The 26,144-nt window shown below is 59.6% G+C and carries 28 protein-coding genes; 17 read left to right on the plus strand and 11 right to left on the minus strand.

Annotated features, from left to right (window positions below; all coding sequences use genetic code 11):
• From RHIBUN_RS0121945 to RHIBUN_RS0121975, 7 genes are read right to left on the minus strand one after another with little or no spacing between them, the layout of a single operon-like run.
• Positions 1-318, minus strand: coding sequence for a TfoX/Sxy family protein (locus RHIBUN_RS0121945; protein ID WP_018854896.1), 318 nt, complete (start codon positions 316-318; stop codon positions 1-3).
• A 3-nt stretch (positions 319-321) separates the two neighbouring features.
• Positions 322-1,956 (minus strand): molybdopterin-binding/glycosyltransferase family 2 protein, encoded by a 1,635-nt coding sequence (locus RHIBUN_RS0121950; protein ID WP_025661181.1) that lies wholly within the window; start codon positions 1,954-1,956, stop codon positions 322-324.
• Positions 1,953-2,657, minus strand: a complete 705-nt coding sequence (locus tag RHIBUN_RS0121955) for an XdhC family protein (RefSeq protein WP_025661182.1) — start codon at positions 2,655-2,657, stop codon at positions 1,953-1,955. Before RHIBUN_RS0121955 ends, RHIBUN_RS0121950 begins: the two co-directional genes overlap by 4 nt.
• The gene (locus tag RHIBUN_RS0121960; protein WP_025661183.1) at positions 2,657-2,986 is read right to left on the minus strand and encodes an XdhC family protein; all 330 of its coding nucleotides are present in this window, start codon (positions 2,984-2,986) and stop codon (positions 2,657-2,659) included. Before RHIBUN_RS0121960 ends, RHIBUN_RS0121955 begins: the two co-directional genes overlap by 1 nt.
• Positions 2,983-4,224: a VWA domain-containing protein gene (locus RHIBUN_RS0121965; RefSeq protein WP_025661184.1), complete on the minus strand. Its 1,242-nt coding sequence runs from the start codon at positions 4,222-4,224 to the stop codon at positions 2,983-2,985. Before RHIBUN_RS0121965 ends, RHIBUN_RS0121960 begins: the two co-directional genes overlap by 4 nt.
• A 3-nt stretch (positions 4,225-4,227) precedes the next feature.
• Positions 4,228-5,157 carry a MoxR family ATPase gene (locus RHIBUN_RS0121970; RefSeq protein WP_025661185.1) on the minus strand — a complete coding sequence of 310 codons (930 nt, stop codon included), beginning with the start codon at positions 5,155-5,157 and terminating at the stop codon, positions 4,228-4,230.
• 20 nt (positions 5,158-5,177) lie between these two features.
• On the minus strand, positions 5,178-5,672 hold the full coding sequence (locus RHIBUN_RS0121975) for a flavin reductase (RefSeq protein ID WP_018854890.1): 495 nt from the start codon (positions 5,670-5,672) through the stop codon (positions 5,178-5,180).
• Positions 5,673-5,843: 171 nt separating this feature from the next.
• On the opposite strand from RHIBUN_RS0121975, the gene RHIBUN_RS0121980 reads away from it, so the two are divergent.
• The 4 genes from RHIBUN_RS0121980 (at position 5,844) to purB (ending at position 9,524) form a co-directional block, all read left to right on the plus strand.
• Positions 5,844-6,926: a branched-chain amino acid ABC transporter substrate-binding protein gene (locus tag RHIBUN_RS0121980; RefSeq protein WP_025661186.1), complete on the plus strand. Its 1,083-nt coding sequence runs from the start codon at positions 5,844-5,846 to the stop codon at positions 6,924-6,926.
• Between the two features lie 39 nt (positions 6,927-6,965).
• The gene (rpe, locus tag RHIBUN_RS0121985; RefSeq protein ID WP_025661187.1) at positions 6,966-7,646 is read left to right on the plus strand and encodes a ribulose-phosphate 3-epimerase; all 681 of its coding nucleotides are present in this window, start codon (positions 6,966-6,968) and stop codon (positions 7,644-7,646) included.
• A gap of 16 nt (positions 7,647-7,662) precedes the next feature.
• A complete protein-coding gene (locus RHIBUN_RS0121990) occupies positions 7,663-8,154 on the plus strand; it encodes a hypothetical protein (protein ID WP_018854887.1) in 492 nt (163 codons plus the stop codon).
• A 62-nt stretch (positions 8,155-8,216) separates the two neighbouring features.
• Complete coding sequence (gene purB / locus RHIBUN_RS0121995; protein WP_025661188.1) at positions 8,217-9,524, plus strand: adenylosuccinate lyase; 1,308 nt, start codon at positions 8,217-8,219, stop codon at positions 9,522-9,524.
• A 6-nt stretch (positions 9,525-9,530) separates the two neighbouring features.
• On the opposite strand, the gene RHIBUN_RS0122000 is transcribed toward purB, so the two are convergent.
• A complete protein-coding gene (locus RHIBUN_RS0122000) occupies positions 9,531-10,010 on the minus strand; it encodes a low affinity iron permease family protein (RefSeq protein ID WP_025661189.1) in 480 nt (159 codons plus the stop codon).
• A 71-nt stretch (positions 10,011-10,081) separates the two neighbouring features.
• On the minus strand, positions 10,082-10,885 hold the full coding sequence (locus RHIBUN_RS0122005; protein ID WP_018854884.1) for a DUF2189 domain-containing protein: 804 nt from the start codon (positions 10,883-10,885) through the stop codon (positions 10,082-10,084).
• A 158-nt stretch (positions 10,886-11,043) separates the two neighbouring features.
• Here RHIBUN_RS0122005 and RHIBUN_RS0122010 point away from each other — a divergent pair, with 158 nt between their 5' ends.
• The 7 genes from RHIBUN_RS0122010 to RHIBUN_RS0122045 all read left to right on the plus strand — a co-directional run bounded on the left by RHIBUN_RS0122010 (position 11,044) and on the right by RHIBUN_RS0122045 (position 16,951).
• Entirely contained in the window at positions 11,044-11,598 is a 555-nt protein-coding gene (locus RHIBUN_RS0122010) for an alpha/beta hydrolase (protein WP_018854883.1), read from the plus strand.
• A gap of 473 nt (positions 11,599-12,071) precedes the next feature.
• On the plus strand, positions 12,072-14,285 hold the full coding sequence (locus RHIBUN_RS0122020; RefSeq protein ID WP_245271700.1) for an EAL domain-containing protein: 2,214 nt from the start codon (positions 12,072-12,074) through the stop codon (positions 14,283-14,285).
• 231 nt (positions 14,286-14,516) lie between these two features.
• Positions 14,517-15,281, plus strand: a complete 765-nt coding sequence (purC, locus tag RHIBUN_RS0122025) for a phosphoribosylaminoimidazolesuccinocarboxamide synthase (RefSeq protein WP_007532892.1) — start codon at positions 14,517-14,519, stop codon at positions 15,279-15,281.
• A gap of 33 nt (positions 15,282-15,314) precedes the next feature.
• The gene (purS, locus tag RHIBUN_RS0122030) at positions 15,315-15,557 is read left to right on the plus strand and encodes a phosphoribosylformylglycinamidine synthase subunit PurS (protein WP_025661191.1); all 243 of its coding nucleotides are present in this window, start codon (positions 15,315-15,317) and stop codon (positions 15,555-15,557) included.
• Positions 15,558-15,579: 22 nt separating this feature from the next.
• The gene (locus RHIBUN_RS0122035) at positions 15,580-15,825 is read left to right on the plus strand and encodes a hypothetical protein (RefSeq protein ID WP_025661192.1); all 246 of its coding nucleotides are present in this window, start codon (positions 15,580-15,582) and stop codon (positions 15,823-15,825) included.
• A gap of 8 nt (positions 15,826-15,833) precedes the next feature.
• Positions 15,834-16,505 (plus strand): phosphoribosylformylglycinamidine synthase subunit PurQ, encoded by a 672-nt coding sequence (purQ, locus tag RHIBUN_RS0122040; protein WP_018854879.1) that lies wholly within the window; start codon positions 15,834-15,836, stop codon positions 16,503-16,505.
• Between the two features lie 47 nt (positions 16,506-16,552).
• Complete coding sequence (locus tag RHIBUN_RS0122045; RefSeq protein WP_025661193.1) at positions 16,553-16,951, plus strand: hypothetical protein; 399 nt, start codon at positions 16,553-16,555, stop codon at positions 16,949-16,951.
• Here the strand turns inward: RHIBUN_RS0122045 and RHIBUN_RS0122050 are convergent, their stop codons facing one another.
• On the minus strand, positions 16,952-17,212 hold the full coding sequence (locus RHIBUN_RS0122050; protein WP_025661194.1) for a DUF1127 domain-containing protein: 261 nt from the start codon (positions 17,210-17,212) through the stop codon (positions 16,952-16,954). It lies immediately after the preceding gene.
• A 78-nt stretch (positions 17,213-17,290) separates the two neighbouring features.
• Here RHIBUN_RS0122050 and RHIBUN_RS0122055 point away from each other — a divergent pair, with 78 nt between their 5' ends.
• The 3 genes from RHIBUN_RS0122055 to RHIBUN_RS0122065 all read left to right on the plus strand — a co-directional run bounded on the left by RHIBUN_RS0122055 (position 17,291) and on the right by RHIBUN_RS0122065 (position 21,452).
• Positions 17,291-18,709 (plus strand): PLP-dependent aminotransferase family protein, encoded by a 1,419-nt coding sequence (locus RHIBUN_RS0122055; protein WP_025661195.1) that lies wholly within the window; start codon positions 17,291-17,293, stop codon positions 18,707-18,709.
• Between the two features lie 255 nt (positions 18,710-18,964).
• Positions 18,965-21,199, plus strand: coding sequence for a phosphoribosylformylglycinamidine synthase subunit PurL (gene purL / locus RHIBUN_RS0122060; RefSeq protein ID WP_025661196.1), 2,235 nt, complete (start codon positions 18,965-18,967; stop codon positions 21,197-21,199).
• A 19-nt stretch (positions 21,200-21,218) separates the two neighbouring features.
• Complete coding sequence (locus tag RHIBUN_RS0122065) at positions 21,219-21,452, plus strand: BolA family transcriptional regulator (RefSeq protein ID WP_025661197.1); 234 nt, start codon at positions 21,219-21,221, stop codon at positions 21,450-21,452.
• 20 nt (positions 21,453-21,472) lie between these two features.
• Here RHIBUN_RS0122065 and RHIBUN_RS0122070 read toward each other — a convergent pair whose 3' ends face one another.
• Positions 21,473-22,624 carry a hypothetical protein gene (locus tag RHIBUN_RS0122070; protein WP_025661198.1) on the minus strand — a complete coding sequence of 384 codons (1,152 nt, stop codon included), beginning with the start codon at positions 22,622-22,624 and terminating at the stop codon, positions 21,473-21,475.
• Between the two features lie 281 nt (positions 22,625-22,905).
• Between RHIBUN_RS0122070 and grxD the strand changes: the two genes are divergently transcribed.
• From grxD to RHIBUN_RS0122085, 3 genes are all read left to right on the plus strand, one after another.
• Positions 22,906-23,241 (plus strand): Grx4 family monothiol glutaredoxin, encoded by a 336-nt coding sequence (grxD, locus tag RHIBUN_RS0122075; RefSeq protein WP_007532908.1) that lies wholly within the window; start codon positions 22,906-22,908, stop codon positions 23,239-23,241.
• Positions 23,242-23,384: 143 nt separating this feature from the next.
• Positions 23,385-24,590 carry a multidrug effflux MFS transporter gene (locus tag RHIBUN_RS0122080; RefSeq protein WP_018854872.1) on the plus strand — a complete coding sequence of 402 codons (1,206 nt, stop codon included), beginning with the start codon at positions 23,385-23,387 and terminating at the stop codon, positions 24,588-24,590.
• 35 nt (positions 24,591-24,625) lie between these two features.
• On the plus strand, positions 24,626-25,906 hold the full coding sequence (locus RHIBUN_RS0122085; protein ID WP_025661199.1) for a multidrug effflux MFS transporter: 1,281 nt from the start codon (positions 24,626-24,628) through the stop codon (positions 25,904-25,906).
• Positions 25,907-26,144: the final 238 nt, after the last annotated feature.

Here is a 26,144-nt window from a genome sequence, read left to right on the forward strand (position 1 = left end):
TCATTCCGCTCGGACAGCCGCTTCGTAGGCAAGCCGAACCCATCGCGCCATGACATCGGGGTCGTCATAGGCATCGTCGGGGATGGACCAATACGGCATCTTCACCGGGCTTCCCTTCTTGCCTTCATAGGCCCATTGCGACGCTCCCGCCGCCTCGAATTCCGATGCGCTTTGCTCGTCGGCCTTCAACAGCATCTCGCCGCGCACTTCGACAGCAACAATCCGCCCCATATGGTAGATGCCCTTGCCGCCGAACATGCGCCTGATGGTGACGGGTCCAAGCCCCTGAAACATTTCTTCAATTGCCGCCGTGTCCATCCCTTAGCCCTTTAAAACCCCTCCTGCGCCAATGACCGCTTCCGGCGTATCCACATCCAGATGCGCCGCATCGCCAATATCGATGTCCACGACAGGCACGCCCGATGTTTCGATGATGTACCGCGCCCCGACATCACCCTCCAGCCGCAGCACTGCATCAAATAGAGATTTAGGCAATATCACGGGATTGCCACGCTTGCCGCGCGACACCGCGCGGGTGATCGACTGGCCGCCAGATTGCCGGAAAGCTGCCATTAGCTTATCGAGATCATCACTGGACACACCCGGCATATCGGCAAGCATAACGAGAATTCCATCCGCGTCACGGGCGTGCTCGACCGAGAATCCCGTTGCGAGCGACGAAGCCATGCCCGACGCGTAATCCGGATTGTGAGCAATTGTCACGTCAAGTCCGGACAGTGCTGATTCAATCTCGCTTTTACGATGTCCCGTCACGACGATTACCGACGCCGAGCGGCTGCCGATGGCGGTCATCACCGATCGCCGGATAAGCGGCACACCGCCAAACTCCGCCAGCAGCTTGTGCGGGCCGCCCTCTCCCATCCGTCTGGCCTGGCCTGCGGCAAGAATGACTGTAACAAGCTTGCCGGCGGGGCTAGTGCGCGCCTCGGCTTCGCGTAGGCTGGGCCGCGCCTGGATTTCCATCAGAAGACCTCCCACACCCATGCAGCTGATGTCGACTGCGCTCGGCTGTTCGCCAGCCAGAATGCGGTCGAGTACCCAATCGAAGCCATTCTCCTTCGGGCTGCGTGCACATCCCGGTGCGCCTATGACGGGAATATCACCGATCCGACCGAGGACAAGCAGGTTCCCTGGATCGACAGGCATGCCGACCTGCACGACTTCGCCGCCGGCCCTTCTTATGGCTTCGGGAATCACATCCTCCGCGTCGATCACGGCGGACGCGCCGAAAAGGATGACCAACTTCGGGGCGCTGTCGGGTAGCCGCAATGCGTCGAGAAGCGCCTGCGCTACCGGTTCGACGTGATGAGCAACCCGCATCTCCCTCACGAGATGACTGCCTGATGCGACGAGCCGCCGGGAAAGCACGCGTGCCGTCTTGTCCATGACCGATGGCTTCAGCGACGGCAGTTCCGTCGCGATCAACGAGACCGAGCGGCCGGCAAAGGGCTTCACCTCGAAGGCGGATGTCGACCGCAGCACCTCGCATGCAAGGTCGAGTTTGGCGCCGGACACGGCGAGCGGGATGATCTTGAATGTCGCAACCATGTCGCCATTGCGAACGGGCACATGATCGTTGAGACAGGCAAGCGTGATAGCAGGGTCGATGCTGTTCAGCCGGTCGACGGCGCTGCGGCTTGCGACGAACAGGCCGTCAACAGTCGAATAGACGTTCACGCGTCCCGTGGAAGCCTCAGAGAGGCGCAAATGGTCGGGCGCGATTGCCTGCGCAAGTCGTCTCGCCGCCTCGTCCTCCCCGACGTCGCCCTCCTCCATTAGTGCAGCAATGACCTGCCCTATAGCCTCACCGCGCAGCCTTTCGATGTCGCCGGCACCGATCCTGTGTCCTTTGGACAGGCTGCCGCCGGCAAGCTTCACGGCATGGGCGAGGACCACGCCCTCGGCTGCCTCGATGGAGAATGATCCGAACTTCATTTGCTGTCACCAACCGGAGATAAGGTCCGCGTCCGCAGCGTTTGGACGATCTCCGCGAGAATGGCGACCGCGATTTCGGCTGGGCTCGACGCACCGATATTAAGCCCGATCGGCGCGCTGATTTTGGCAAGCGCGGCCTCGTCCGCACCGTCTGCGCGCAACCGTTCTAGCCGAGTCGCATGCGTCTTCCGGCTGCCGAGCGCTCCGACATAGAAACAGCCGGTCCGCAACGCCTCGGTAATGGGATAGTCGTCGATCTTCGGGTCATGCGTCACGGCGACGAGCGCCGTATAGGCGTCCAGCGGACGATCCTTGAGGACATCCACCGGCCAATCCGCCGTCAGATCGGTCCCGAGGAACCGTTCCGGCGTGGCGAAAGCCGTGCGCGGATCGATGATTCGCACATCGAAGCCAGCAAGCGATGCCATCTGCGCCAGGACCTGACTGATGTGAACGGCGCCGATAATCACGATATGGGCCGGCGGCAGATGCACGTTAAGAAAGTATCGATGCCCATCGACCTCGATTGCCGTCGATTTCCCTGAGCGAAAGGCAGCCTCGATATCCGCTCGCAAGGAGGGTTCCACTGGCTCCCCCTCAAGGACAACGGCATCTCCTCCCTTTTCGAGATCAGTCAGCAGCATGGCGGCGCGGCGCGCCCGGCGCGCGTCATTCAGCCGCGCAAGATTTGCCGCATCCATCAACTGAGCCTTTCGACATAGACACGAATCCGGCCGCCGCAAGAAAGGCCGACGCGCCACGCCGTTTCATCCGCAACACCAAACTCGAGCATCTTCCCCTTACCGTCGGCGATCACATCAAGCGCCTCGGCGATAACGGCGCCCTCGACGCAGCCCCCCGATACGGAGCCTTCGAAATTGCCGTCTCGGTCGATCACGAGATGGCTTCCGGCCGGTCGTGGCGCCGATCCCCACGTCTCGATGACCGTGGCAATCGCCACGTCTCGCCCGCTTTTTCTCCAGGCTTCCGCCGTCATTAACGGATCAAGGTCAAAAGATGTACCTGTCATGCGATGCCTTTCAATCTCTCGAGGTACCGGCGCGGGTCACATTCCGTCGATCGCGTTGCGCCGAGTGCTTCCGCGAGGTCGCTCAAGGATGATAGATTGTGTACCGGTCGGAATTCGTCAACATACGGCAGCATTGCGCGCACGCCACGCGCGCGCGGCTCGAAGCCGTCGAAGCGCAGCAGCGGATTGAGCCATATCAGTCGCCGACACGAGCGATGCAACCTGTCCATTTCTGCCGCGAGCAGATCCGTTCCCTCGCGCTCCAGCCCGTCGGTGATCAACAGCACGACCGCGCCCTGCCCCAGCACACGGCGAGCCCACAGGCGATTGAACTCCCTCAGCGTCTCACCGATCCGCGTCCCACCGGACCAATCCCTTACCGCTGCCGCGCATTCATCCATCGCTTCGTCGGGATCCTTGTGCCGCATCTGGCGAGTGACATTCGTGAGACGCGTTCCGAACAGGAAGGTATGAACCCTCCGGCGCTTCTCCGTTAGCACATGGAGAAAGTGCAGAAAGATGCGCGTGTACTGGCTCATCGAGCCGGAGATATCGGCGAGAACGACCAAGGGTGGCTGAACCTCGCGGATCTCGCGGTATCGCGGAAGAATGAGGCCGGCCCCGCTGCGCAATGCAGCCCGCATCGTCGCGCGCGCATCCACATGCGCGTGAGCATGCGATGGGCGGAAGCGCCGGGTCCGCACCTTGTCCAGGGGCAGCTGCAGTTTCGCAAGTGCCTTCTTGGCCGCGGCAATCTCCAACGCAGACATTTGGGCGAAGTCCATCCGCCGGAAGACTTCGTTGCCCGACATCGTAAAGCGCGCATCGATCTCGATATCAGGCTCGTCGCGCGGCGGCTTGTTGTCCCTTCGGTCGCCGAGCAAGGCGTCCGCGGCGCGGCTTTCGCCGGGCTTTGCCTTCTCCTTCTGGAGGGTTTCCGACGCCCTTGGCGACAGCATTGCGATCATCTTCTCGACAAGGTCCCGCGAGCGCCAAAAAAGGCGAAACGCCTCGTCGAAGACCGGCTTGTCTTCGTGCCGTTTGACGAAGACGGATGAGAGCGCGGCGTGAAATTCCTCACGCGACCCGATACCGATCGTCTCGACCGCCTCGATCGCATCAACGATCGCGGCCGGCCCGATCTTCATGCCGGCCTTCCGCAGTACCCTGGCAAAGAAAACGATATTATCGGCAAAACGACCGTCACCGACCGGAAGAGGCGGAAAGACAGGTTCCATCCGTTATCCTGCCGCCTGCAGCTCGCCCCTGATATCCTCCAGGACTTTCGCACCGTCGCTACCCTGGATACGCGCGATGTCGTCCTGGTATTTCAGCAGTGTTCCGATCGTATCGGAAATCGTTTCCGGATCGAGCGCCAGGCGATCGAGTTCGGTCAGCGCTGTCGCCCAATCAATCGTCTCGGCTACGCCCGGGTTCTTGAAAAGATCCAGTGCCCGAAGCTTCTGTACATAGGCGACGATCTGCGCGGACAGAGCCGCATTACAGCCCGGCACCTTGCGGCGAATAATCTCCAGCTCCTGCGCGGCATCGGGATAATCGACCCAATGGTATAGGCAACGCCGCTTCAGCGCGTCGTGAACCTCACGCGTCCGGTTCGTGGTTATAATGACGATCGGTGGCTCGGCTGCACGGATAGTGCCGAGCTCGGGGATCGTCACCTGAAAATCAGAGAGAACCTCCAACAGAAAGGCCTCGAACGCTTCATCGGTGCGGTCGAGCTCGTCGATGAGGAACACGGGCGCCCGCCCATCTGCGCTCGACAGAGCCTGCAACACCGGCCGGCGGATGAGGTATCGTTCGGAGAAGATGTCCGACTCTATCCTGTTCCTGTCGGCCAGCCCCGACGCTTCGGCCAGGCGGATTTCGAGCATCTGTGCCGGATAGTTCCATTCGTAGACAGCCGAAGCGATATCCAGTCCTTCGTAGCATTGCAGGCGGATCAGCGGCCGGCCGAGAGCTTTCGAGAGCACCTTTGCGATCTCGGTCTTGCCGACACCCGCCTCGCCTTCCAGAAAGAGAGGACGCTTCATCTTCAGGGCCAGGAAAAGCACTGTTCCAAGCGCCCGCCCCGCGAGATAATCCTGATCGCCCAGCATCGCGATCGTCTCATCGATCGACGATGGCAGCGGCGGATGAGTTTGATCCGGCATGTCTCCTCCCTTTTCAGGAGTTATAGCGTGTGGTAATCCCGGTTCATATAGACAAGCGCAGGCTTCGCCTCGTTGTACCTGACTGCCACGACCTCGCCGAAAATGATGTGGTGCGTCGACATTTCCTTGATTTCGCTCACGCGGCAATCGAAGGAGGCAAGCGCGTCGCGAAGGATAGGCGCGCCCGTTACCAGCTTGTCGAACACACCCGTCGCGAAGCGTTCGTCGTTGGTGAGCAGCGCACGCCCCGAAAAAGCATCCGCAAGCGCTTGATGATGCGCGGCCAAGGTATTCAATGCAAAGATGCCGCTCCGAAAGAAGATGTCGTTCTTCGGATTACTGTTGTTCAGGCATACCAGTACGGTCGCAGGGCTATCGGATACCGAGCAAGCGGCAGTGATCGTCACGCCTCGGCGCTCCTCGCCGATCGCCGTCGTTACGAGCTGCACATGGCCGCCAAAGCGGCTCATCGCATCCCGGTAGAGGCGCGGGTCGATCGGTTGCTTGTTCAACAAAGGCATTCTCCATCCGGCGTTACCGGTTTTGCTGTTTTCTATAATATGAAGGTGATCGGTTACCTTTTCTACAAAAGCCAGGCGAAAAGCTTCCCAACCGTGCGTTTTTCTTTGACGATCGATGCCGGACGGATAAAAGAGCAGGACAAACGACACGGACCTGCGGCTTTTATGAATACTTTGCGTGGCCTAGCACTTCTGCCGATGCTGCTCCTTGCGGCCGGAGAATGCCATGCCGCCGGCCTCACGATTGGCGTTGTTGCGCCACAGACTGGCAACCTCGCGCCAATCGGAGCCCAGATCATTGCCGGTGCCACTGCCAGGATCCAGCAGGATGGCAACACGATCGTCACGGTCGCGGAGACTTGCGAGGAAAACAGCGGCGCGGCGATCGCTGACGCGTTGATCAATGCCAAGGTCCAGTTAGCCGTAGGCTTTCTCTGCAGCGAGACGCTCGAGGGCGCACTGCCAAAGCTGAAGGATGCCAATATCCCGGCGATTACCATCTCGGTGCGCTCACGCATCCTCATGGAAGACGCGCTAAAAAATGCCTGGCCGCTCTATCGAATGGCGCCGGCCGATGGCGCGGAAGCGGAGAAGATTATCGAGGTGATCGTACGGGAGTGGGCGGCCTCGCCGATCGCACTGGTCGAAGACGGCACTATCCATGGCCGGGAGCTTACGGAAGCGATCCGAAACGCGCTCGAGGAAAAAGGCCTCAAGCCGGTATTCACCGACACCTATCGACCGGGCCAGGAGCAGCAGGTTGCTCTTGTACGCCGCCTGAAGAAGGCCGGGGCGACAAAGGTATTTGTCGGCGGGGATCGCAGCGACGTTGCAGTGATCGCACGTGACGCAGCGGCGGAAAAGATTCAACTCGATATCCTCGGTGGCGACGCCATGCGGGCTGCCAACCAACCGCTCGCGCTTGCCGATGGCGTTTACGCCGTTGCCCTGCCGGACTATGCGGCGCGGCCGGAAGCGAAGTCGGTTGTCGATGCGTTACGCGCCGGCGGCGTCGAGCCGGAGGGCTATGTACTGCCTGCTTATGCAGCTGTGGAAATCGCGACGAAGGCTGTCCAGGATGCCGGCGCTGATGATAGGCCGATCGCGCAGCATATCGGTGGCACCTCCTTCGAGACGATTATCGGAAAGATTGCTTTCAACGCCGGCCATGAATTGGCCGATAACCCCTACCGCCTGCTGCTATGGCACGCCGGTTCGTTCGTGCTGCCAAGCGCTCCGATCGAATAGGCTTTGCCGCCGCTGCACGAGTTTTACGGAGAGACGTCAATGACCACGCCCATTCGCATCGCGCCATCCATCCTTGCCGCCGATTTTGCCAAACTGGGCCAGGAAGTCCGTGACGTGACCGCGGCTGGAGCCGATTGGATTCACCTCGACGTCATGGACGGTCACTTCGTCCCAAACATTTCCTTCGGCCCTGATGTGATCAAATCGCTGCGTTCCTATACGGACGCCGTTTTTGATTGCCATCTGATGATTGCACCTGCCGATCCTTACCTGGAGGCCTTCGCCAAGGCGGGCTGCGACCGCATTACCGTCCATGCAGAAGCCGGGCCGCATCTCCACCGGTCGCTTCAAACTGTGCGCAGCCTGGGCAAAAAGGCCGGCGTCACCCTCAATCCGGCCACGCCGCTTTCGGCACTAGAAAATGTCCTCGACGACGTCGACCTCATCCTTATCATGTCGGTAAACCCCGGATTTGGCGGACAGAAATTCATTCCCGCGATGGCGGACAAGATTGCCGCCGCGCGGTCACTCATCGGTGATAGGCCGATCGATCTCGAAGTCGATGGTGGAGTAACAGTCGAAACGGCGCCGATCGTCGGCAAAGCTGGCGCCAATGTTCTCGTCGCAGGTTCGGCGATCTTCAAGGGCGGCTCGGTCGAGGCCTACAAGGCGGCCATCAGCGCCTTGCGCAGTGCCGCCGAAGGTCAGTCCAAGTCGTGATGAAAGCAGGCCGTCCTTGATCTCCGAGCGGCTCAAGGCGGCGCGCCCGCCTCTCCCCGATCTATTCGCAGGCGCAGTGCTCTGGGGCACGCAGATGCTCGCGTCCGCGATGGCCGCGCTCTGTTTCAGAAACGGAATGGAGACGGCACATCTCCGCGACCTCGCGCTACTCTATTTCACAGGCGGATTGCTGGCTTGGCCATTCATGTTGCCATTGGGTCGATTCCTTGCGCACCGACGCTCGCCGGAGACGCGTTTTGCAGCCTTCTTCCTGACACTTGCTGCCGGGACGATCCTGATGACCGCCTTTCTATTCGCCATGGACTACCGGGTCTTCTACTCGGCGTGGCACGCTTCTTTTGGATCCCTTACGTGGGTGTTTCAATTCGTCTTCACCGGTGCCAGTGCAGTCTATCAGTTCGCCGTCCTTGGAATTCGCCTGTTTCTTCCGCTCGGCCTTCTCTGCCTTTTCGGCACTAGTGTTGCGCTTGCTAAACGCATGCGTTGAGATTGCCGCCTGTCTTTGATACAGGGGCGCCAGCATTTCCTTATGAACGAAAGCAGGAAGCCATGATCCCGCGCTATTCCCGGCCAGAGATGGTCGCCATCTGGTCGCCCGAAACCAAATTCCGCATCTGGTTCGAGATCGAGGCTCACGCCTGCGATGCGCTCGCCGAACTGGGTGTCATCCCGAAATCGGCTGCGAAGACGATCTGGGAACGAGGCGGCGCCGCCACGTTCGACGTTGCGCGGATCGATGAAATCGAGGCCGTCACCAAGCACGATGTCATTGCCTTCCTGACGCACCTTTCAGAGATCGTCGGTCCCGATGCGCGTTTCGTCCACCAGGGCATGACGTCTTCTGACGTTCTCGACACCACATTCAACATCCAACTCGTCCGCGCAGCCGACATCCTGCTCGCCGACATGGATCGTCTGCTCGCCGCTCTCAAGGCACGCGCCTTCGAACACAAGGACACCGTCCGCATCGGTCGCAGCCACGGCATTCATGCCGAGCCGACTACGATGGGCCTGACGCTCGCGCGCTTCTACGCCGAGATGAGCCGCAACCGCGACCGCCTGCTGGCCGCGCGTGCCGAAATCGCCACCGGTGCGGTCTCCGGCGCTGTCGGCACTTTCGCCAATATCGACCCGCGCGTCGAGGAACATGTCTGCGCCAAGCTCGGCCTGGTGCCGGAGCCGGTTTCGACGCAGGTCATTCCGCGCGACCGGCATGCGATGTTCTTCGCCATCCTCGGCGTCATTGCCTCTTCGATCGAAAACGTCGCGATCGAGATTCGCCATATGCAGCGCACGGAAGTCCTGGAAGCTGAGGAATACTTCTCGCCCGGCCAGAAGGGCTCTTCGGCCATGCCGCACAAGCGTAACCCGGTCCTGACTGAAAACCTGACCGGTCTGGCGCGCCTGGTGCGCATGTCGGTCGTTCCCGCCATGGAGAACGTCGCCCTGTGGCATGAGCGCGATATCAGCCATTCGAGCGTCGAGCGCGGCATCGGGCCCGACACGACGATCACGCTCGACTTTGCCCTCAACCGTTTGGCCGGCGTCATCGAGAAGCTCGTGGTCTATCCCGACAACATGATGAAGAACCTCGACAAGTTCCGTGGCCTCGTGCATTCGCAGCGCGTGCTTCTGGCGCTGACACAGGCAGGCGTTTCCCGCGAGGATGCCTACCGGCTCGTCCAGCGAAACGCCATGAAGGTGTGGGAACAGGGCAAGGATTTCCTGGAGGAGCTGCTTGCCGACTCCGAGGTCCGTGCCGCGCTCTCCGAAGAGGAAATCCGCGAGAAATTCGACCTTGGCTATCATACCAAGCACGTTGATACGATCTTCCGGCGCGTCTTCGGCGCTGCCTAAGCTGGATTACCGAGACGGCGCCTTCACGGGCGCCGTTTTACGCTTCGTCTTCTTGAGCCTTGCCGACGCGCTCGCCTCGCCTCCACCATTTTGACCGTTGGACGCTTTTGACGACCGTTGATTGCGAACGCCTTTCGCCGCCTTGGCAACGAGGCGATCGAGATGTTGGAGGTCCTCGTCGTCAAGATGCTCGATGCCGATGAAGCGGTTTTCCGCGTGGCTGGTGAGTATGATTTCGTTGAGTTTGGCCTGCACCGCCCGAGCATCCCGCGTCTGCGCGTTCTGAAGCACGAACACCATCAGGAAGGTAATGATGGTCGTTCCGGTGTTGATGACCAGTTGCCAAGTCTCGGAGAAATCGAAGACCGGGCCTGTCCCTGCCCATACCGCGACGAGTACGACCGCCAGCACGAACGTGGCGGGCCTGCCTGCCCATTCAGAAGTCCTGCTGGCAAAGCGGGTAAACAGATGCTGCGGCGTTGCCATGTATAACCTCCCTCGGTATTCGCCTCAGCGAAACTCCCAGGGAGGTGTTGCAGTTCCCGGCGCCCTGACTGTCAGACCACTGGCGGTGCCACAAGCTTCCTATACAGGTGCCAACTGGCATGCCCGAGGATCGGCATTACCAACGCCAACCCGACAAAGAGCGGGATGGTGCCGACGATGAGAGAAACGGCAATGATCAGCCCCCAGCAGAAGACGGGGATCGGGTTGGCGACGGTCGCTCTGACCGATGTCTCCATCGCGCAGACGAGACCGACATCCCGATCCAGCAACAACGGGAAGGTGACGACGGTCGTGGCCAACACGATAATAGCAAAGCCCAGACCAAGCACGTGTCCCCAAATGATCAACTGCAGCCCTGCAGCCGTGCCGAAGATCTCTGAGAGGAAGAGCGAGATCGATCGCGGGAAAACGTCGCCGAACACGTTGGCATAGAGCGTCTGCGCAGCGACAAGCCAGACGACGAAGAAGCCAAACAGCAACAATCCGCCAGCAATGATCGATGGAAACGCTGGCGATCCTGTTACCTCGAGCGCGTGCCTCCACGAGGTATCCATGCCAGCTTCGCGCCTGCGACTGATCTCATAGAGCCCGATCGCGGCGATAGGGCCGATCAGTGCAAAGCCCGAAACCAGCGGAAAAATCATCGGCAGGAGGTTAGCACTTGACGTCGCGACAGCGAGAAAAATGCCGGCAATCGGATACATCAGGCACAAAAATACATAGTGGGATGGTTTTTCACGAAAATCGTCGAGGCCGCGCCGTAGCGCATCAAAGACATCCGAAACGCTGATCTTGTTGACGACCGGGCGTGTGTAGACATCGCTTGCACCCGACATAACATGGAATGCCGTCATGGCTTTCTCCTCCTCAGCCAAGATAGCCGGCAGCGAAAGGATCGGCGACAACGCCGATACGAGACGCAACCGGCACTGCCAAAAACATAACAAATTTCAGAGGCCTTGTCCCACCCTCCCTTGACATCGCCGTCAAGCTTTCTCACATCCGCGCCATCATGAAAGCTTCAGACGCCGAAATCCTCATCATTCCCGGTTATACGAATTCCGGCCCCGATCATTGGCAAAGCCGCTGGGAGGCCAAGCTCAGCACGGCTCGTCGTGTCGAACAGGCAGAATGGTCGAAGCCGGTCCGCGACGATTGGGTTCAGCGGATCGCCGAGGAGGTGAACGCTGCCACGCGACCGGTGGTGCTGGTTGCGCATTCGCTTGGCATTCCATCGGCGATCCATGCAATTCCCCATTTTCGCAACAAGATAGCCGGGGCATTCTTCGTTGCACCGCCCGATGTCGCCAATCCGGCAATACGGCCGAAGCACCTGATGACATTCGGCCCGTACCCGCGGGATCCACTTCCCTTCCCGACAATCACGATCGCCAGCCGCAACGATCCCTTCGGCAGCTACGAGCACGCCGATGACATCGCTGCAAGCTGGGGATCCCTCCTCATTGACGCTGGTGAGGCCGGCCATATCAACACCGAGTCCGGCCACGGGCCTTGGCCGGAAGGAACAATGGTGTTTGCCCAATTCCTTGGCCGTTTGAAGCCGTAATACCGGACGCTTTGGCAGAACCGCAATTCACAGTCGGGCATTGCATCGCCGCGCCCAGCACGGGAACGCTCGGGCGGTTTTAGCTGAGCAATCGGCTAGTCACCCTCTCCGCGAATGAAGAGAACGCCCGCCAGGCCCACAAGAACGATGCATTGCAGTATGAACATCGGCCATTCTGGAGACATCGCATTCCCTCCGCCAATTGGGGCGATATAGGGCACCACTGCACAAGTGAATGGGCATTGTCGAACCTTGTCTGCGCCCTCAGGCTACGCAGGGCGGAACGCACAACCAAGTAATTGTTTTTACGTGGATATTATTTTTATGGCATTAAGGGCTGTTTAATTCAATGCATCCAAAATATACACGCGCCAGGAGAGCGAGTACGCAGATTGAAACGATCGACACCCGGCAACCGGGGCAAACCGAAGACCAAGCTTCATGCGACCGGGCTCGACGACCACGCGCCCCCAATAAATAGCGCCGAACTCTCGGAGCGCGAGAGTCGCTGGAACTACGCTCTTGTCGGGTCAGGCCTCGGCGTCTGGGACCACGATCTTCGTCTTGGCAAGCGTTACTATTCCGATACCTGGAAGACCATGCGTGGCATGGCGCCCGATGAGGATGCCGACGGGGATTATGACACTTGGATTGAACTCATCCACCCCGATGATCGGGAATTCGTCGTAAGGGCGATCGATCGTCAGAATGCAGGCGATCCGGACTATCAGATTTTCGTGTATCGCGAGCGCCACAGGGACGGCCACTGGATCTGGATCGAATGCCGTGGTGCTTGTGTCGAATGGGACGAAAATGGCGCCCCTGCCCGCCTCGTCGGCACCGATACCGACATCACCGAGCGCAAGGAGGCGGAGGAGCGGCTGGCGCACGTGTCGCGACGCCTCGATCTCGCGCTTGATATCTCCAATATCGGCGTCTTCGAGGCCGACATCGAGAATGGCACTGTCGACTGGGACGACCGTCTTCTGGCGATCTACGGCATTACTGGGACGTCGCCAGCCACCACGGGCGATGCCTGGGAGGCTTCGCTGCATCCCAATGACAGGGAACGTGTGCTAGCGACCATCAACGAGAGCATCGCTGACAACACCGATTTTGAGCACGAATTCCGCATCATCCGGCAGGACGGCATCGAGCGCGTCATCCGCGCAAAGGCGGCATTTTTTCTCGACAGCGACGGACGCCGCAAGCTGATCGGTGCGAATTGGGATGTCACTGCCGAAGTCCGGCTCAATAACGAGTTGCAGCGCGCCAAGGATCTCGCCGAAGCCCGCAATAGGGAGCTCGAAAGCGCCAAGGAAAACATCGAGCACCTGGCGCTGCATGATTACCTCACCAACTTACCCAATCGCCGATACCTGGATCGCATGCTGGACGAGCGTTCCGCCGAATGTCGCCGGACCGGCCTGACGCTCGCGATCCTCCATATCGATCTCGATCGCTTCAAGCAGATCAACGATACGCTCGGCCACCGTGCCGGCGACGCGATGCTGAAGCACGTTGCGCAGGTCCTGAAAAGGAACGTCCGTTCCACTGATTTCGTCGCTCGTATTGGTGGCGACGAGTTCGTGGTCCTGTGTACCCTCGACGTCACACCAAGGAAGATCTCTAATCTGGCCGAACGCATCATCCGCGAGCTCTGCAAGCCTATTCGCTACGAGGGCCATGATTGCCGTTTCGGCGCAAGTATAGGAATCGCCACGGGGGACGGTCCGGCGCTGGATGCCAAGCAACTTCTGCTAAATGCCGATATCGCGCTCTACCGTGCAAAGAGCGGCGGACGCAATCGCCACGAATTCTTCTCGACCGATGAGCGCCGCCGCATCATCGCCAGCAAGCGACTGGCCGACGAAATCCTGCTGGGCCTGGAACGCGGCGAGTTTATTCCGTTCTACCAGTTGCAGTTCCAGGCGCGAACGCTCGAGGTTGCCGGCGTCGAGACGCTGGCGCGTTGGCAGCACCGCGAACACGGTTTGCTGGCCCCCGATCGCTTCCTCGCGATTGCCGAAGATCTGGATGTTGTCTCGACGATCGACGGTCTTATCCTCGAGCAGGCACTGGCGGATCGCCAGCGATGGGAGGATGAAGGGCTTCGCATCCCGAAGATCGCAGTCAACGTCTCGTCTCGTCGCCTCGCCGATCCGAACCTTGCGAAGAAGCTTCGCGGACTGAAGATCGAGCCTCGCACGATCTCCTTCGAACTGCTTGAATCGATCTCGCTGGACGATTGCGATGATGCCGTGACCGCCAATCTCCGGCAGCTACGCCGCCTCGGCATCGATATCGAGATCGATGACTTCGGCACGGGCCACGCGTCGATTGTTAGCCTTTTGAAGCTGAGCCCGAAGACCTTGAAAATCGACCGCGAGCTGATCCGCATGCTGCCCCACTCGGCAGAGCAGCGGAAGCTCGTCCGTTCGATCATCGACATCGGTCGTTCGCTAACCATTCTCGTCACGGCTGAGGGGGTGGAGACGATGGACCACGTCCGAATCCTCTGCGACCTCGGTTGCGACATGCTCCAGGGCTACGCGCTGGCCCGCCCGATGCCCGCACTGCAGATAGCGCCCTTTGTACGCGCTGCGTCCTGGCGGGGCGTGGAAGGCCCTGCCCGCGACCTGCAACAGGACCTGCGCAAGTCGATCAACAGCTCCCGCCAAAGATAAAGGCCTGCATGACTCCGCCGAGACGGACGGCTCACATTCCGTTGATCGCAAAAAACCTGTAAACTGCTACGCAGAAAGTCTTCGATTCTCTTAGCGGCACTCCGGCAATCCCGGATTCCGGGGAAGGAGTGACAGGCGGATTGTGAAACCCTCGCTTTTCCTTTAAGGGGACGCCACGAGATCGATCCACTCGCGCTATCCCAAGAGCGCCAACGATAGAGAACAATTGCAATGAACCGTCGCCGCCGTATTTACGAGGGCAAGGCCAAGATTCTGTATGAGGGCCCGGAACCGGGCACGCTGATCCAGTTCTTCAAAGACGATGCCACCGCCTTCAACAAGAAAAAGCACGAAGTCATCGATGGCAAGGGCGTTCTGAACAACCGCATTTCGGAATACATTTTCAGCCATCTGAACAAGATCGGCATTCCGACGCATTTTATTCGTCGCCTCAACATGCGCGAGCAGTTGATCCGCGAAGTCGAAATGATCCCGCTTGAGATCGTTGTACGCAACGTTGCCGCCGGCTCGCTGTCCAAGCGCCTTGGCATCGAGGAAGGCGTGGTGCTGCCACGCTCGATCATCGAGTTCTATTATAAGTCCGACGCGCTCGACGATCCGATGGTTTCCGAGGAGCACATCACGGCATTTGGCTGGGCGAACCCCGCCGAACTCGATGATATCATGGCGCTTGCCATTCGCGTCAACGACTTCATGACCGGTCTTTTCCTCGGCGTCGGCATCCAGCTTGTCGACTTCAAGATCGAATGCGGTCGCCTGTACGAAGGCGACATGATGCGCATCATCCTGGCCGATGAGATTTCGCCGGACTCCTGCCGTCTCTGGGATATCGATACCCGTGAAAAGATGGACAAGGACCGCTTCCGCCGTGACATGGGTGGACTTCTCGAAGCCTACTCAGAAGTTGCGCGCCGCCTCGGCATCATCAACGAGAACGAGCCTGTGCGCGGCACCGGCCCAGTGCTCGTAAAGTAAGACTATCAGGCAAAGCAAGACAGGGAAGATAAAGTGATCAAGGCTCGTGTAACCGTCACGCTGAAGAACGGCGTTCTCGATCCGCAGGGCAAGGCGATCGAGGGCGCTCTCGGTGCTCTCGGCTTCGATGGAGTCGGCCATGTCCGGCAGGGCAAGGTTTTCGACGTCGAACTCGAAGGCGCTGACAAGGCGAAAGCGGAGAGCGATCTCAAGGCAATGTGTGAGAAACTCCTCGCAAATACGGTGATCGAGAACTATAATATTTTCGTCGACTAATCTTGGTCGTGGAGCGCACTCGATGGCTGAATTGACGCAAGAGCTCATGCTTGAGTTGTTGACGAAGATGAACGAGCACATCGATACGCTGGATGCGTCGCTTGACGAGATCCGAAGCGAAATGCATTGCATGCGCGACACGATGACCACGATGGAGCAGGAAATACACAGTATTTACGGTGTCCTCGGTCGGCACGAAGGCCGGCTGGAGCGTATTGAAAAGCGTCTCGTACTCAGAGAACTTGCAGAAGCACAAACAAGGTTTTAGCCGCACTCATGAAATCAGCCGTCGTTCAACTTCCGGGTCTCAATCGCGATCGAGACATGATCGCAGCACTGACGAAAATCTCCGGTCACGCGCCGGTGACCATCTGGCAAACGGAGACGGATATTCCGGACGTCGACCTGATCGTCATCCCCGGCGGCTTTTCCTATGGCGACTACCTCCGGTGCGGCGCTATCGCAGCGCGCATGCCGGTCATGCAGGCAATCATCGAAAAGGCAAACAAGGGCGTCAAGGTTCTCGGCGTTTGTAACGGGTTCCAGATCCTGCTCGAGGCAGGTCTGCTTCCTGGCGCGCTGATGCGCAATGCCTCGCTCAAATTCGTCTGCCGCGAGATCAAGCTCGAAGTCGTCAACGCCGACACCGATTTCACCCGCGCCTATTCCAAGGGTCAGATCATTCGCAGCCCAGTCGCCCATCACGACGGCAACTACTTCGCCGACGCCGAGACCCTGGCAAAGATCGAAGGCAGCGGCCAGGTCGTATTCCGCTATGCGGAAGGCACCAACCCGAACGGCTCGATCAACGATATTGCCGCGGTCATGAACGATAAGGGCAACGTCCTCGGCATGATGCCGCATCCCGAAAACCTCATCGAAGCAGCGCATGGCGGTTCCGACGGCCGCGGTCTGTTTGCATCCGCCCTCGAGGTAATCGCAGCTTAACCTTCGGCACGTAAGAGGCCATTCATCCGGTCCCTTGGAGCAAGTTGATGCGTCCTCGCCTTTCGACGACACGTGTTCTCGCGATTGCCGCAACGGCGGCGCTGGTCGCGTCCTGCCAATCGAACACGCCCGCGAAGGGTCCTGACCGCAGCGCGCTGTCCACCATGGAGCGCGTTGCTCTCGGTGCGAACGCCTGCTGGTTCAAGTCGGGCGACGCGGCCTTTGCCGCATACAGGTTGGCGCCGGAGTTGAATTCCTTCTCCGGTCGTCCGCGCATTCTCGTCGTGCACAAGGGAAGCCCCGAAAGCCGCCCATTGCTCGTTGTTCAGGCAGAGGGCAATCCCTCCAAGCTCGATGCCTTCGGTCCGATGATGCAAGGCGCCACCGGACCGCGGATCGCCAAGGATGTCACCCGCTGGGCCTCCGGCGGCAAGGCTTGCGGCTGATCAGTCCCAAAAGAACGACTTGCTGGCCTCCTTATTCGCCTCGGCGCGCGTGACGCCAATGTCCAGCAGTTCGGCGTCCGTCAGATTACGCAACACCCTGCGGCTCTCTCGCTTCTGATGCCACGATGTTAGTCGTTGCAATGCGGACACCAGCAAAGTGCGCGGCACACGGCGAGAGTCTTGCTGAATGCGGCATTGTATCGATTGCACCTTAGCAGGAAGCGGTGCAATCCGGAGCTCGTTCTCTGGAACGGCGGACATTTCATTCTCCACGTGGATTGTGTCTGTAATTCAGATAATCTTGACGGACGAAGGGTGACAATATAGAGAATTGTCATCATGACAAATTGGCTCCCAGACGTTTCGCGCGGTTTCGGCCCGGTTTACCTCCGAATTGCGGACAGCATTGAATCAGCCATTGCCGCAGGTACATTGCCCGCTGGCAGCAAGTTGCCGCCGCAGCGAAACCTTGCCTACGACATAGGCGTGACAATCGGGACAATCGGCCGGGCCTATGCGCTGGTGCACGAACGCGGCCTCGTCGCGGGAGAAGTCGGCCGCGGCACATATGTCCTGGATCGCGCCGAGACGGCACCCGGCAATCAGCCGGACCCACTGACCATCGCGCTCGGCGGCACGCGTCCGATCGATGCGCCGGCCGGCAAGATACGCTTTGACACCACCGCGGCTCCGGACCTCGGCCAGGGCAAGATCATCGGCAGCGTGCTCGCCGGAATCGGCGAGGAGCAGCTTTCCGAGATTTCGTCCTATTCCCGTGTTTTCCCGCAAAATTGGTACGAGGCAGGGCGGCGCTGGCTCGCCAGGAACGATTGGACGCCCGACACCGAAAACATCGTCCCTACCCTCGGCGCGCACGCGGCGGCGGTCTCGGTGATTTCGGCCGTGTCGTCGCCCGGTGACAAGATCGTATTTGAAGATTTGAGCTATACGCAGGTCAGCCGCAGCGCCCGCATTCTTGGTCGCCGTACGATCACCGTCGACTCCGACGAGAACGGCGTAATCCCCGATGACTTCGAGCGCTTGTGTCTTCAGCAGCATCCCAAGCTCGCGTTCCTCATGCCGACCGCGCACAATCCCACCCTGGCTACGATGCCTTACGAGCGGCGGGTACGGATCGCGGAGATTGCACGCAGGCATGGCGTCTGGCTGATAGAGGACGATCTCTACGGTGGCATGACTGGCGACGAAAATCCCCTGCTGGCGTCGCTCGCGCCCGATCGCACCTTCCTGATCAGTGGCCTTTCAAAGTCCGTGGCTGCCGGAGTGCGCGGCGGCTGGGTCGCCTGCCCGCCGCATTTTGCGCAGCGGATCAAGGTAACGCACAAGATGATTACGGGCGGGCTGCCTTTCATTCTGGCCGAGGCTTGCGCGCGTCTCGTTCAGAGCGGCCAAGCACACGAAATCCGCAAGGCAAGCACGGCCGAACTGGCCATCCGCGAGCGCCTCGCACGGCAACAACTACAGGGATACGATTTTGTGTCCCATCCGCATGTTCCCTTCCTCTGGCTGAAGCTGCCCGATCCCTGGCTCTCGGGAACCTTCAAGAACGCCGCCTATAGAGATGGCGTGCTGATCGATGACGAGGACGAGTTCAAGGCCGCTCGCGCCGAGAAAGTTTATCACCGCGTGCGGATAGGCTTCTCGTCCCCCAGAAACCGTGACGATCTGGTTGCAGGATTGATGACTTTGAGACGCCTACTAGAAAGCGGCGGCGCCGGCTATGATGGTGAGATTTGAAGCGACGGCAGATCGGCCGCAGACCAGCGACAAAGCAACGTCGGTCGGCAAAAATGCTTTACCCGCCAATGATCGATGGTGCGTAATTCGGATTACGCGCGCCGGCATCCAGGTCGGCTACAAGTTTTGAGCTGGCACGATAGTCGCCTTTTGGTGCCTGCTGTCTGTTAACAGCGGGCATTTTCCTATCGCGCGTTTCATTCACTTAGGCTAAAGACACCGCAATCGCGCAACGGCAGGGACTTCCGAGAGCTCATGACCATTTCCAATACCCGCCCGATCACCCCCGAACTGATTGCCGCCCACGGCCTGAAGCCAGACGAGTATCAGCGGATCTTGAGCCTGATCGGACGCGAACCGACTTTCACCGAGCTCGGCATCTTTTCGGCCATGTGGAACGAGCACTGCTCTTACAAATCCTCCAAGAAGTGGCTGCGTACGCTGCCGACCAAAGGCCCGCGCGTCATTCAGGGCCCCGGTGAAAATGCCGGTGTTGTCGATATCGATGACGGCGACTGCGTAGTCTTCAAGATGGAGAGCCACAACCACCCGTCCTACATCGAGCCATATCAGGGCGCGGCCACAGGCGTCGGGGGCATTCTGCGCGACGTCTTCACCATGGGTGCACGCCCGATCGCAGCAATGAATGCGCTGCGTTTCGGCGAGCCGGACCATCCGAAGACCCGTCACCTAGTCTCCGGTGTCGTCTCGGGCGTCGGCGGTTATGGAAACTCCTTCGGCGTTCCGACGGTAGGCGGCGAAGTCGAGTTCGACGCCCGTTATAACGGCAATATCCTGGTCAACGCCTTCGCGGCTGGCCTGGCCAAGTCGAATGCCATATTCCTCTCGGAAGCCAAGGGCGTCGGCTTGCCGGTCGTCTATCTCGGCGCAAAGACGGGCCGCGACGGCGTCGGCGGTGCGACCATGGCCTCGGCCGAATTCGATGAGTCCATCGAGGAAAAGCGTCCGACCGTCCAGGTCGGCGACCCCTTCACCGAAAAGTGCCTGCTGGAAGCCTGCCTCGAGCTGATGCAGACCGGCGCCGTCATCGCCATCCAAGACATGGGTGCTGCCGGCCTCACCTGCTCGGCCGTCGAAATGGGTGCAAAGGGCGATCTCGGCATTCTGCTCGATCTCGATACCGTGCCGGTGCGCGAAGAGCAGATGACCGCCTACGAAATGATGCTGTCCGAAAGCCAGGAGCGCATGCTCATGGTTCTGGAGCCGGAAAAGGAAGCCGTGGCGAAGGCGATCTTCATCAAGTGGGGCCTGGATTTTGCGATCGTCGGCAAGACCACCGACGACCTGCGCTTCCTCGTTGTCCATCAGGGCGAAGAAGTCGCCAACCTGCCGATCAAGGATCTCGGCGACCAGGCGCCGGAATATGATCGTCCGTGGCGAGAATCGGACAAGCGTGCGCCGCTGCCCGCGAACCTCGTTGCCGCACCGGCAGACTACGGCCAGGCGCTGTTGCAGCTCGTTGGCTCTCCCAATCAATCGAGCCGCCGTTGGGTTTACGAACAGTACGATACCCTGATCCAGGGCAACTCACTCCAGCTTCCGGGAGGTGATGCAGGCGTCGTTCGCGTCGAGAACCATCCGACCAAGGCTCTTGCATTCTCGTCCGATGTGACGCCGCGCTATGTCGAGGCCGATCCGTTCGAGGGCGGCAAGCAGGCAGTCGCAGAATGCTGGCGCAACATCACGGCGACCGGCGCAGAGCCGCTGGCGGCGACCGACAACCTGAACTTCGGCAACCCTGAAAAGCCGGAAATCATGGGCCAGTTCGTTCAGGCCGTGAAAGGCATCGGCGAAGCCTGCCGCGTCCTCGACTTCCCCATCGTGTCGGGGAACGTCTCACTCTACAATGAAACCAACGGCGTTGCGATCCTGCCGACACCGACGATCGCTGGCGTCGGCCTTCTGCCCGACTGGAAGAAGATGGCGCGCATCGGCAGCGCCTCGAATGGCGATAAGGTAATCATGATCGGTACGGACGGCAGCCATCTCGGTTCGTCGGCCTATCTGCGCGATGTCGTCGGCAGCACTGAAGGCCCCGCTCCCGAGGTCGATCTCCTCGCGGAGCGCCGTAACGGCAACTTCGTCCGCTCGGTCATCCGAAACGGCCAGGCAACGAGCTGCCACGATATCTCTTCCGGCGGCCTCGTTCTGGCTCTCGCCGAAATGGCGATGGCGTCAGGCAAGGGCCTTAACATCGATCTTCATGAAAGCAAAGGCGCACCGCACGCGCTCCTATTCGGCGAAGATCAGGCCCGCTACGTGCTGACGGTGCCAGCGGATGTTGCCAATTTCGTCTGCGCCAACGCCGAAGGTGCGGGTGTACCTTTCCGCCGCCTCGGCACTGTCGAAGGTGAAAGCCTCGTGATTGACGATCTGCTGTCGCTGCCGATTCAGCAATTGCGCGACGCACATGAATCATGGTTCCCTGATTACATGGAAGGCCATGGCACACTGGCTGCCACGGAATAATGCGCAAGGAGTAACGATCATGCCTATGAAACCCGGTGATATCGAAGACATGATCAGGGCCGGCATCCCCGGCGCCAAGGTGACCATCCGCGATCTTGCCGGCGACGGCGATCATTATGCGGCTGAGGTGGTAGCGGAAGCTTTTCGCGGCAAGAGCCGCGTGCAGCAGCATCAGATGGTCTACGAAGCCCTGAAGGGCAACATGGGTGGCATACTGCATGCCCTGGCGCTGCAGACATCGGCACCTGAGTGATATCGAACGCAAATGCCCGGTTAGAAGCCGGGCATTGCGTTATAGACGTCTGCAGCAAAGACCATGTCCGAGCGTGGGCCGGCGGTTAGCAGCGTGAAGTCGAAGGGCGCCCGCAGGTCTGGCCCCAGGACATACTGCCGATGCACGCGCAGGAAATCCTTCTTGATCTTCTTATAGTGCTCGATAGTCAGCATATGCTTCACGCGAATGAAGATCATCTTCGCAGGCCGTGCATCTCCATGTCCACAAACCGCCACGACCGGCACCTTGTAGAAATGAATGGCGTCGGTCAGACAGTGGACATCAAGCCAGTTGACGCTGTCGCATCGCGCGATCAGGCCGACCCGTGACCGCAACACGCGCGCGGGTCGCAACAATGCGCATTGCAGGATTGCCGAGCCGAGCGTTGCAAAGATCACCTTCTTGCCGGCAAAAACATCAGGATCCCGTTCGAGCAGGAGGCCAACGACGTGGGCGGCGACGCTGGATCCCATACTGTGAGATGAGATCACATACTCCTGCGCAGGTTCCGACAGGGCGGTCTGCGCGGCCGTGGCACAGCGATCTAGCCACTGGTTGAATGCCGCATCGCTCGTCCGGGCAAGAGCGACCGCCATCCGCCAGTCAGCGAAGAGATGCAGCGTGTAGAAGCGCTCCGCGAAAGGCAGAAACACGAAGACGAAGAAACACAATGCCAACGCCGTGCTCCACAGGAGATGAAAAGCGGGCAACTCCATTTCGAGTGGTATCACGGCGATGATGGCGCTAAGCGAAAAGCCGAGTATCATCATCAGGAACGGAAAGACGAAGAACAGCCCGAATCGCCAAGCGTGCCTGAAGTAGCCGGCCATCCCGCCATGGAGGATGACCTGCAGAGCACTACGAAAGCCCGCCAGAATTTGCGCAGGTATGCTGCGTGATCGAAGCTGCTCCACCAAAGCATTGTGGTCGAAAATATGGATGTGGCTGTTGGTTTCCCATCCGTCAATACCCGCCTTCACCCTGAACGCCGTCGACGCCGGTCCGTCGTCCGGCTCGCCTGTCAGCACGGAGAAATTCCAGGTCGCTGCACTTTGTTTTGCGGATCGTTCATAGCGCGCCCTGTGAGCACGCCCATCAAGTGGCTCGAACCCCGGAAAATGGAGAACGACCCGTTTCGAAATCAATGTCATTATTTTCTTTCTGGCCGCGCACGGCAGGAAATTGCTGCGCCGCAATCGGCGAGAATTGTGGCAAAATCCGGGTGAATTCCTTGCCATAACCGGCAATGCGCGCGCGAGACTAAGCCGCTCCTGAACCAGGCGTAACGCAAGCGCAACAATGCGCCGTCCGCAAACCGATAGGGCGCTCTTTTTTTGGCTCGGCCTGCTGGAATTCCGCGGATCACATGCTATCTAAGCTTAACGATTGAAACGGCGGGCCTTTAACTCGCCTGTGGAAAGGATTAGTCCCTATGAGCGGTATCAACGAATTCATCGACAACGAAATCAAGAGCAACGACGTCGTCCTCTTCATGAAGGGCACGCCGCAGTTTCCGCAGTGTGGATTCTCCGGCCAGGTCGTGCAGATTCTCGATTACATCGGCGTCGACTACAAGGGCATCAACGTGCTCGCTGACTCTGAGATCCGCCAGGGCATCAAGGATTACTCCAACTGGCCGACGATCCCGCAGCTCTACGTGAAGGGCGAGTTCATCGGCGGTTGCGACATCGTCCGGGAAATGTTCCAGGCCGGCGAGTTGCAGCAGCACCTGCAGGAACATGGCGTGACCGTTCGCGGCGCCGCCTGACCTGTTCGGTCACCGGGCGTCCGCCCGGTTTCCATATCTTGCATTTTGAGTCCGAGGCGCTGTGCTGAACAGCGCCTTGGCCCGTTTATGGGAATTTCATTGTGACAGATTCATCACAAACCGTGCACGCGGGCCAATTGCCCATGGGCAAAGGGGAATTCATTGCGCTCGCCGCCTTCTTGATGGCGGTCAATTCGCTCGCGATCGACATCATGTTGCCGGCACTGCAGCAGATCGGCGCAAGCCTTGGCGTCGAAAGCGAAAATCACCGTCAGTTCGTCGTTTCCGCCTATCTGCTGGGCTTCGGCTCGGCTCAGCTCTTCTACGGCCCTCTCTCCGACCGCTTCGGCCGCCGTCTGCCGCTGTTGATCGGCCTTGTCATCTATATCTGTTCTGCGCTGGGGATCGCACTGGTACCGTCCTTTGCGGGCCTTCTCGCACTTCGCTTCATTCAGGGCATTGGTTCCGCAGCGACGCGCGTCATCACCATCTCCATCGTCCGTGATATCTACGGCGGCCGGCAGATGGCAGAGGTCATGTCCCTGATCATGATGGTCTTCATGATCGTTCCCGTCATCGCGCCGGGCAGCGGCCAGATCATCATGTTCTTCGGCAGCTGGCATCTGATCTTCGTGTTCATCGCCGTCCTGGCCGCTTTGATCTCGGTTTGGGCCTATATCCGCCTTCCCGAAACCTTGCGTCCCGCGAATGTCCGCCCGTTCACCGCACGCTCGGTGATCGGTGGCTTCAAGCTGGTTCTCACGAACCGCATCGCCCTCTGCTACACGATTGCCACCACCTTCATCTTCGGTTCGCTTTTCGGCTTCATCAATTCCGCGCAGCAGATATACGTCGGCATCTACGAGCTGGGGGTCTACTTCCCCTTCGCCTTTGCCGGAGTCGCTGTCTTCATGTCGCTTTCGTCATTCCTCAACGCGCGGCTTGTTGGCAGGTTCGGGATGCGGCGGTTGTCGCATGGCGCGTTGGTCGGCTTTATCACCGTCAACACCATCTGGCTCGCAGCCCTCGTTCTTGGGCCGCAACCGATGCCCTTTGCGTTTTTCATCTGCTTCTTCGGTGTGGCCATGTTCCAGTTCGGCTGGATCGGCTCCAACTTCAACTCGCTTGCCATGGAGCCGCTCGGCCACGTCGCGGGAACGGCTTCGTCCGTCCTCGGCTTCATGAGCACGGTCGGCGGCGCGCTGATCGGCGCCGGCATCGGCCAGGCATTCAACGGCACAGCATTGCCAATGGTCGCAGGCTATTTCACCGTCTCGATCATCGGTCTGGTCTTCGTTTTGATCGCAGAGAAGGGACGTCTCTTCCAGCCGCACAATCCTGCGGTCTGATCGGCTCTCTCCGCCCCTATTTCAGGATTTCGATTATGACGCCACCACATAAACCCCATGTTGAGAATCAGGGCTCCCGCCGCATAGGCATGGGCTTCGTCGAATTTGTCATTACCATCGCCATCATGACCGCCAGTGTCGCGATGGCGATCGACAGCATGCTGCCATCCCTGCCCGCGATCGGCCATTCGCTCGGTGTCACGAACGCCAACGATACGCAGCTCGTGATCGGCGTCTTCTTCCTCGGATTCGGCGTGTCGCAGATCATTTTCGGTAGCCTGTCTGATACCTTCGGCCGCCGAAACATCCTGCTTGGCGGCCTCGCCGTTTATGTCCTCGCTATGTTCGCCGCTGCCGCTACCGGCAGCTTCGAAATGCTGCTGATCATGCGCTTTGTCCAAGGCCTCGGCGGCGCAGCCGTCCGCATCACGACCATGGCGATTGTTCGCGACTGCTTCGGCGGCCGTGAGATGGCGCGGGTCATGTCCTACGTGATGATCGTCTTCATGATCGTTCCGATCGTGGCGCCTTCCGTCGGTCAGTTGATCATCACCTACGCCAACTGGCACTGGATTTTTATCCTGCTCGGCCTTGTCGGAGGGGTCCTGTTCATCTGGGCACTCGCGCGTCTGAAAGAATCTCTGCCGAAAGGAGAGCGCATCCCGTTATCGGTCGGCTCCGTCGTCGACGGTTTCAAGACCGTCCTGACGAACAAGATCACCTGTGGCTACATGATCGGGCTGACGATGTTCACGGGCGTCATCAGCGCCTACGTTATTTCGGTCCAGCAGGTGTTCGGCGAGGTCTACGGCCTTGGCGATTGGTTACCGATCGCCTTTGCGGCAACGGCCGGCGGCATCGCTGTCGCGAACTTCGCCAACGGGTTTTTTGTGCGCAAATTCGGGATGCGCCGCATCTCGCACGTTGCGATGATCCTGTTCACGATCGTGTCTGCAATCGGTTTCGTCAAAGCTCTCGGTGGCCGGCCCGATTTCGCCTTTGCCTATACCCTGTTCACGATCCTGCTGATGATGTTTGCGGTTATTGCCACCAATTTTACGGCAATCAGCCTGGAACCCATGGGCAACCTCGCCGGCACCGCGACAGCCATCACCGGCTTCGTATCGACGACCTTCGGCGCGATCCTCGGCGGCACGGTCGGACAGCTATTCAACGGGACTGTGCAGCCGCTCTTCGGCGGCTTCGCGGTGTTCGGGGCGATCAGCATCGCGGCAACGCTGTGGGCCGAAGGCGGCAAGCTGTTCACACATCCGGGTGACAGCCCGCACATCGATCCAGGCGCCGGGCATTTCTAGTACTACAGTTGCGTTTTATGCGAGATCATGATTCACTCTCGGCGTTTAGCTGGAGGGAATTGCATGTCCGTCGCAAGCTGGTCTGGGTCGATTTTGGCATGGCAACGCGAGCTCGATGCATTGAAGGAGCGACTGGGGCCGATCTTTCGTCGTCGTGAACTGCGATTATCGAGCGGCGCCTTTCTTGATGGCGTGCTGTCGGGAGTAGAGCGCAAGACAGGCTGGCTCATGGCCGAGC

The sequence above is a fragment of the Rhizobium sp. IBUN genome (assembly GCF_000510625.1).
GTDB lineage: Bacteria > Pseudomonadota > Alphaproteobacteria > Rhizobiales > Rhizobiaceae > Rhizobium > Rhizobium altiplani.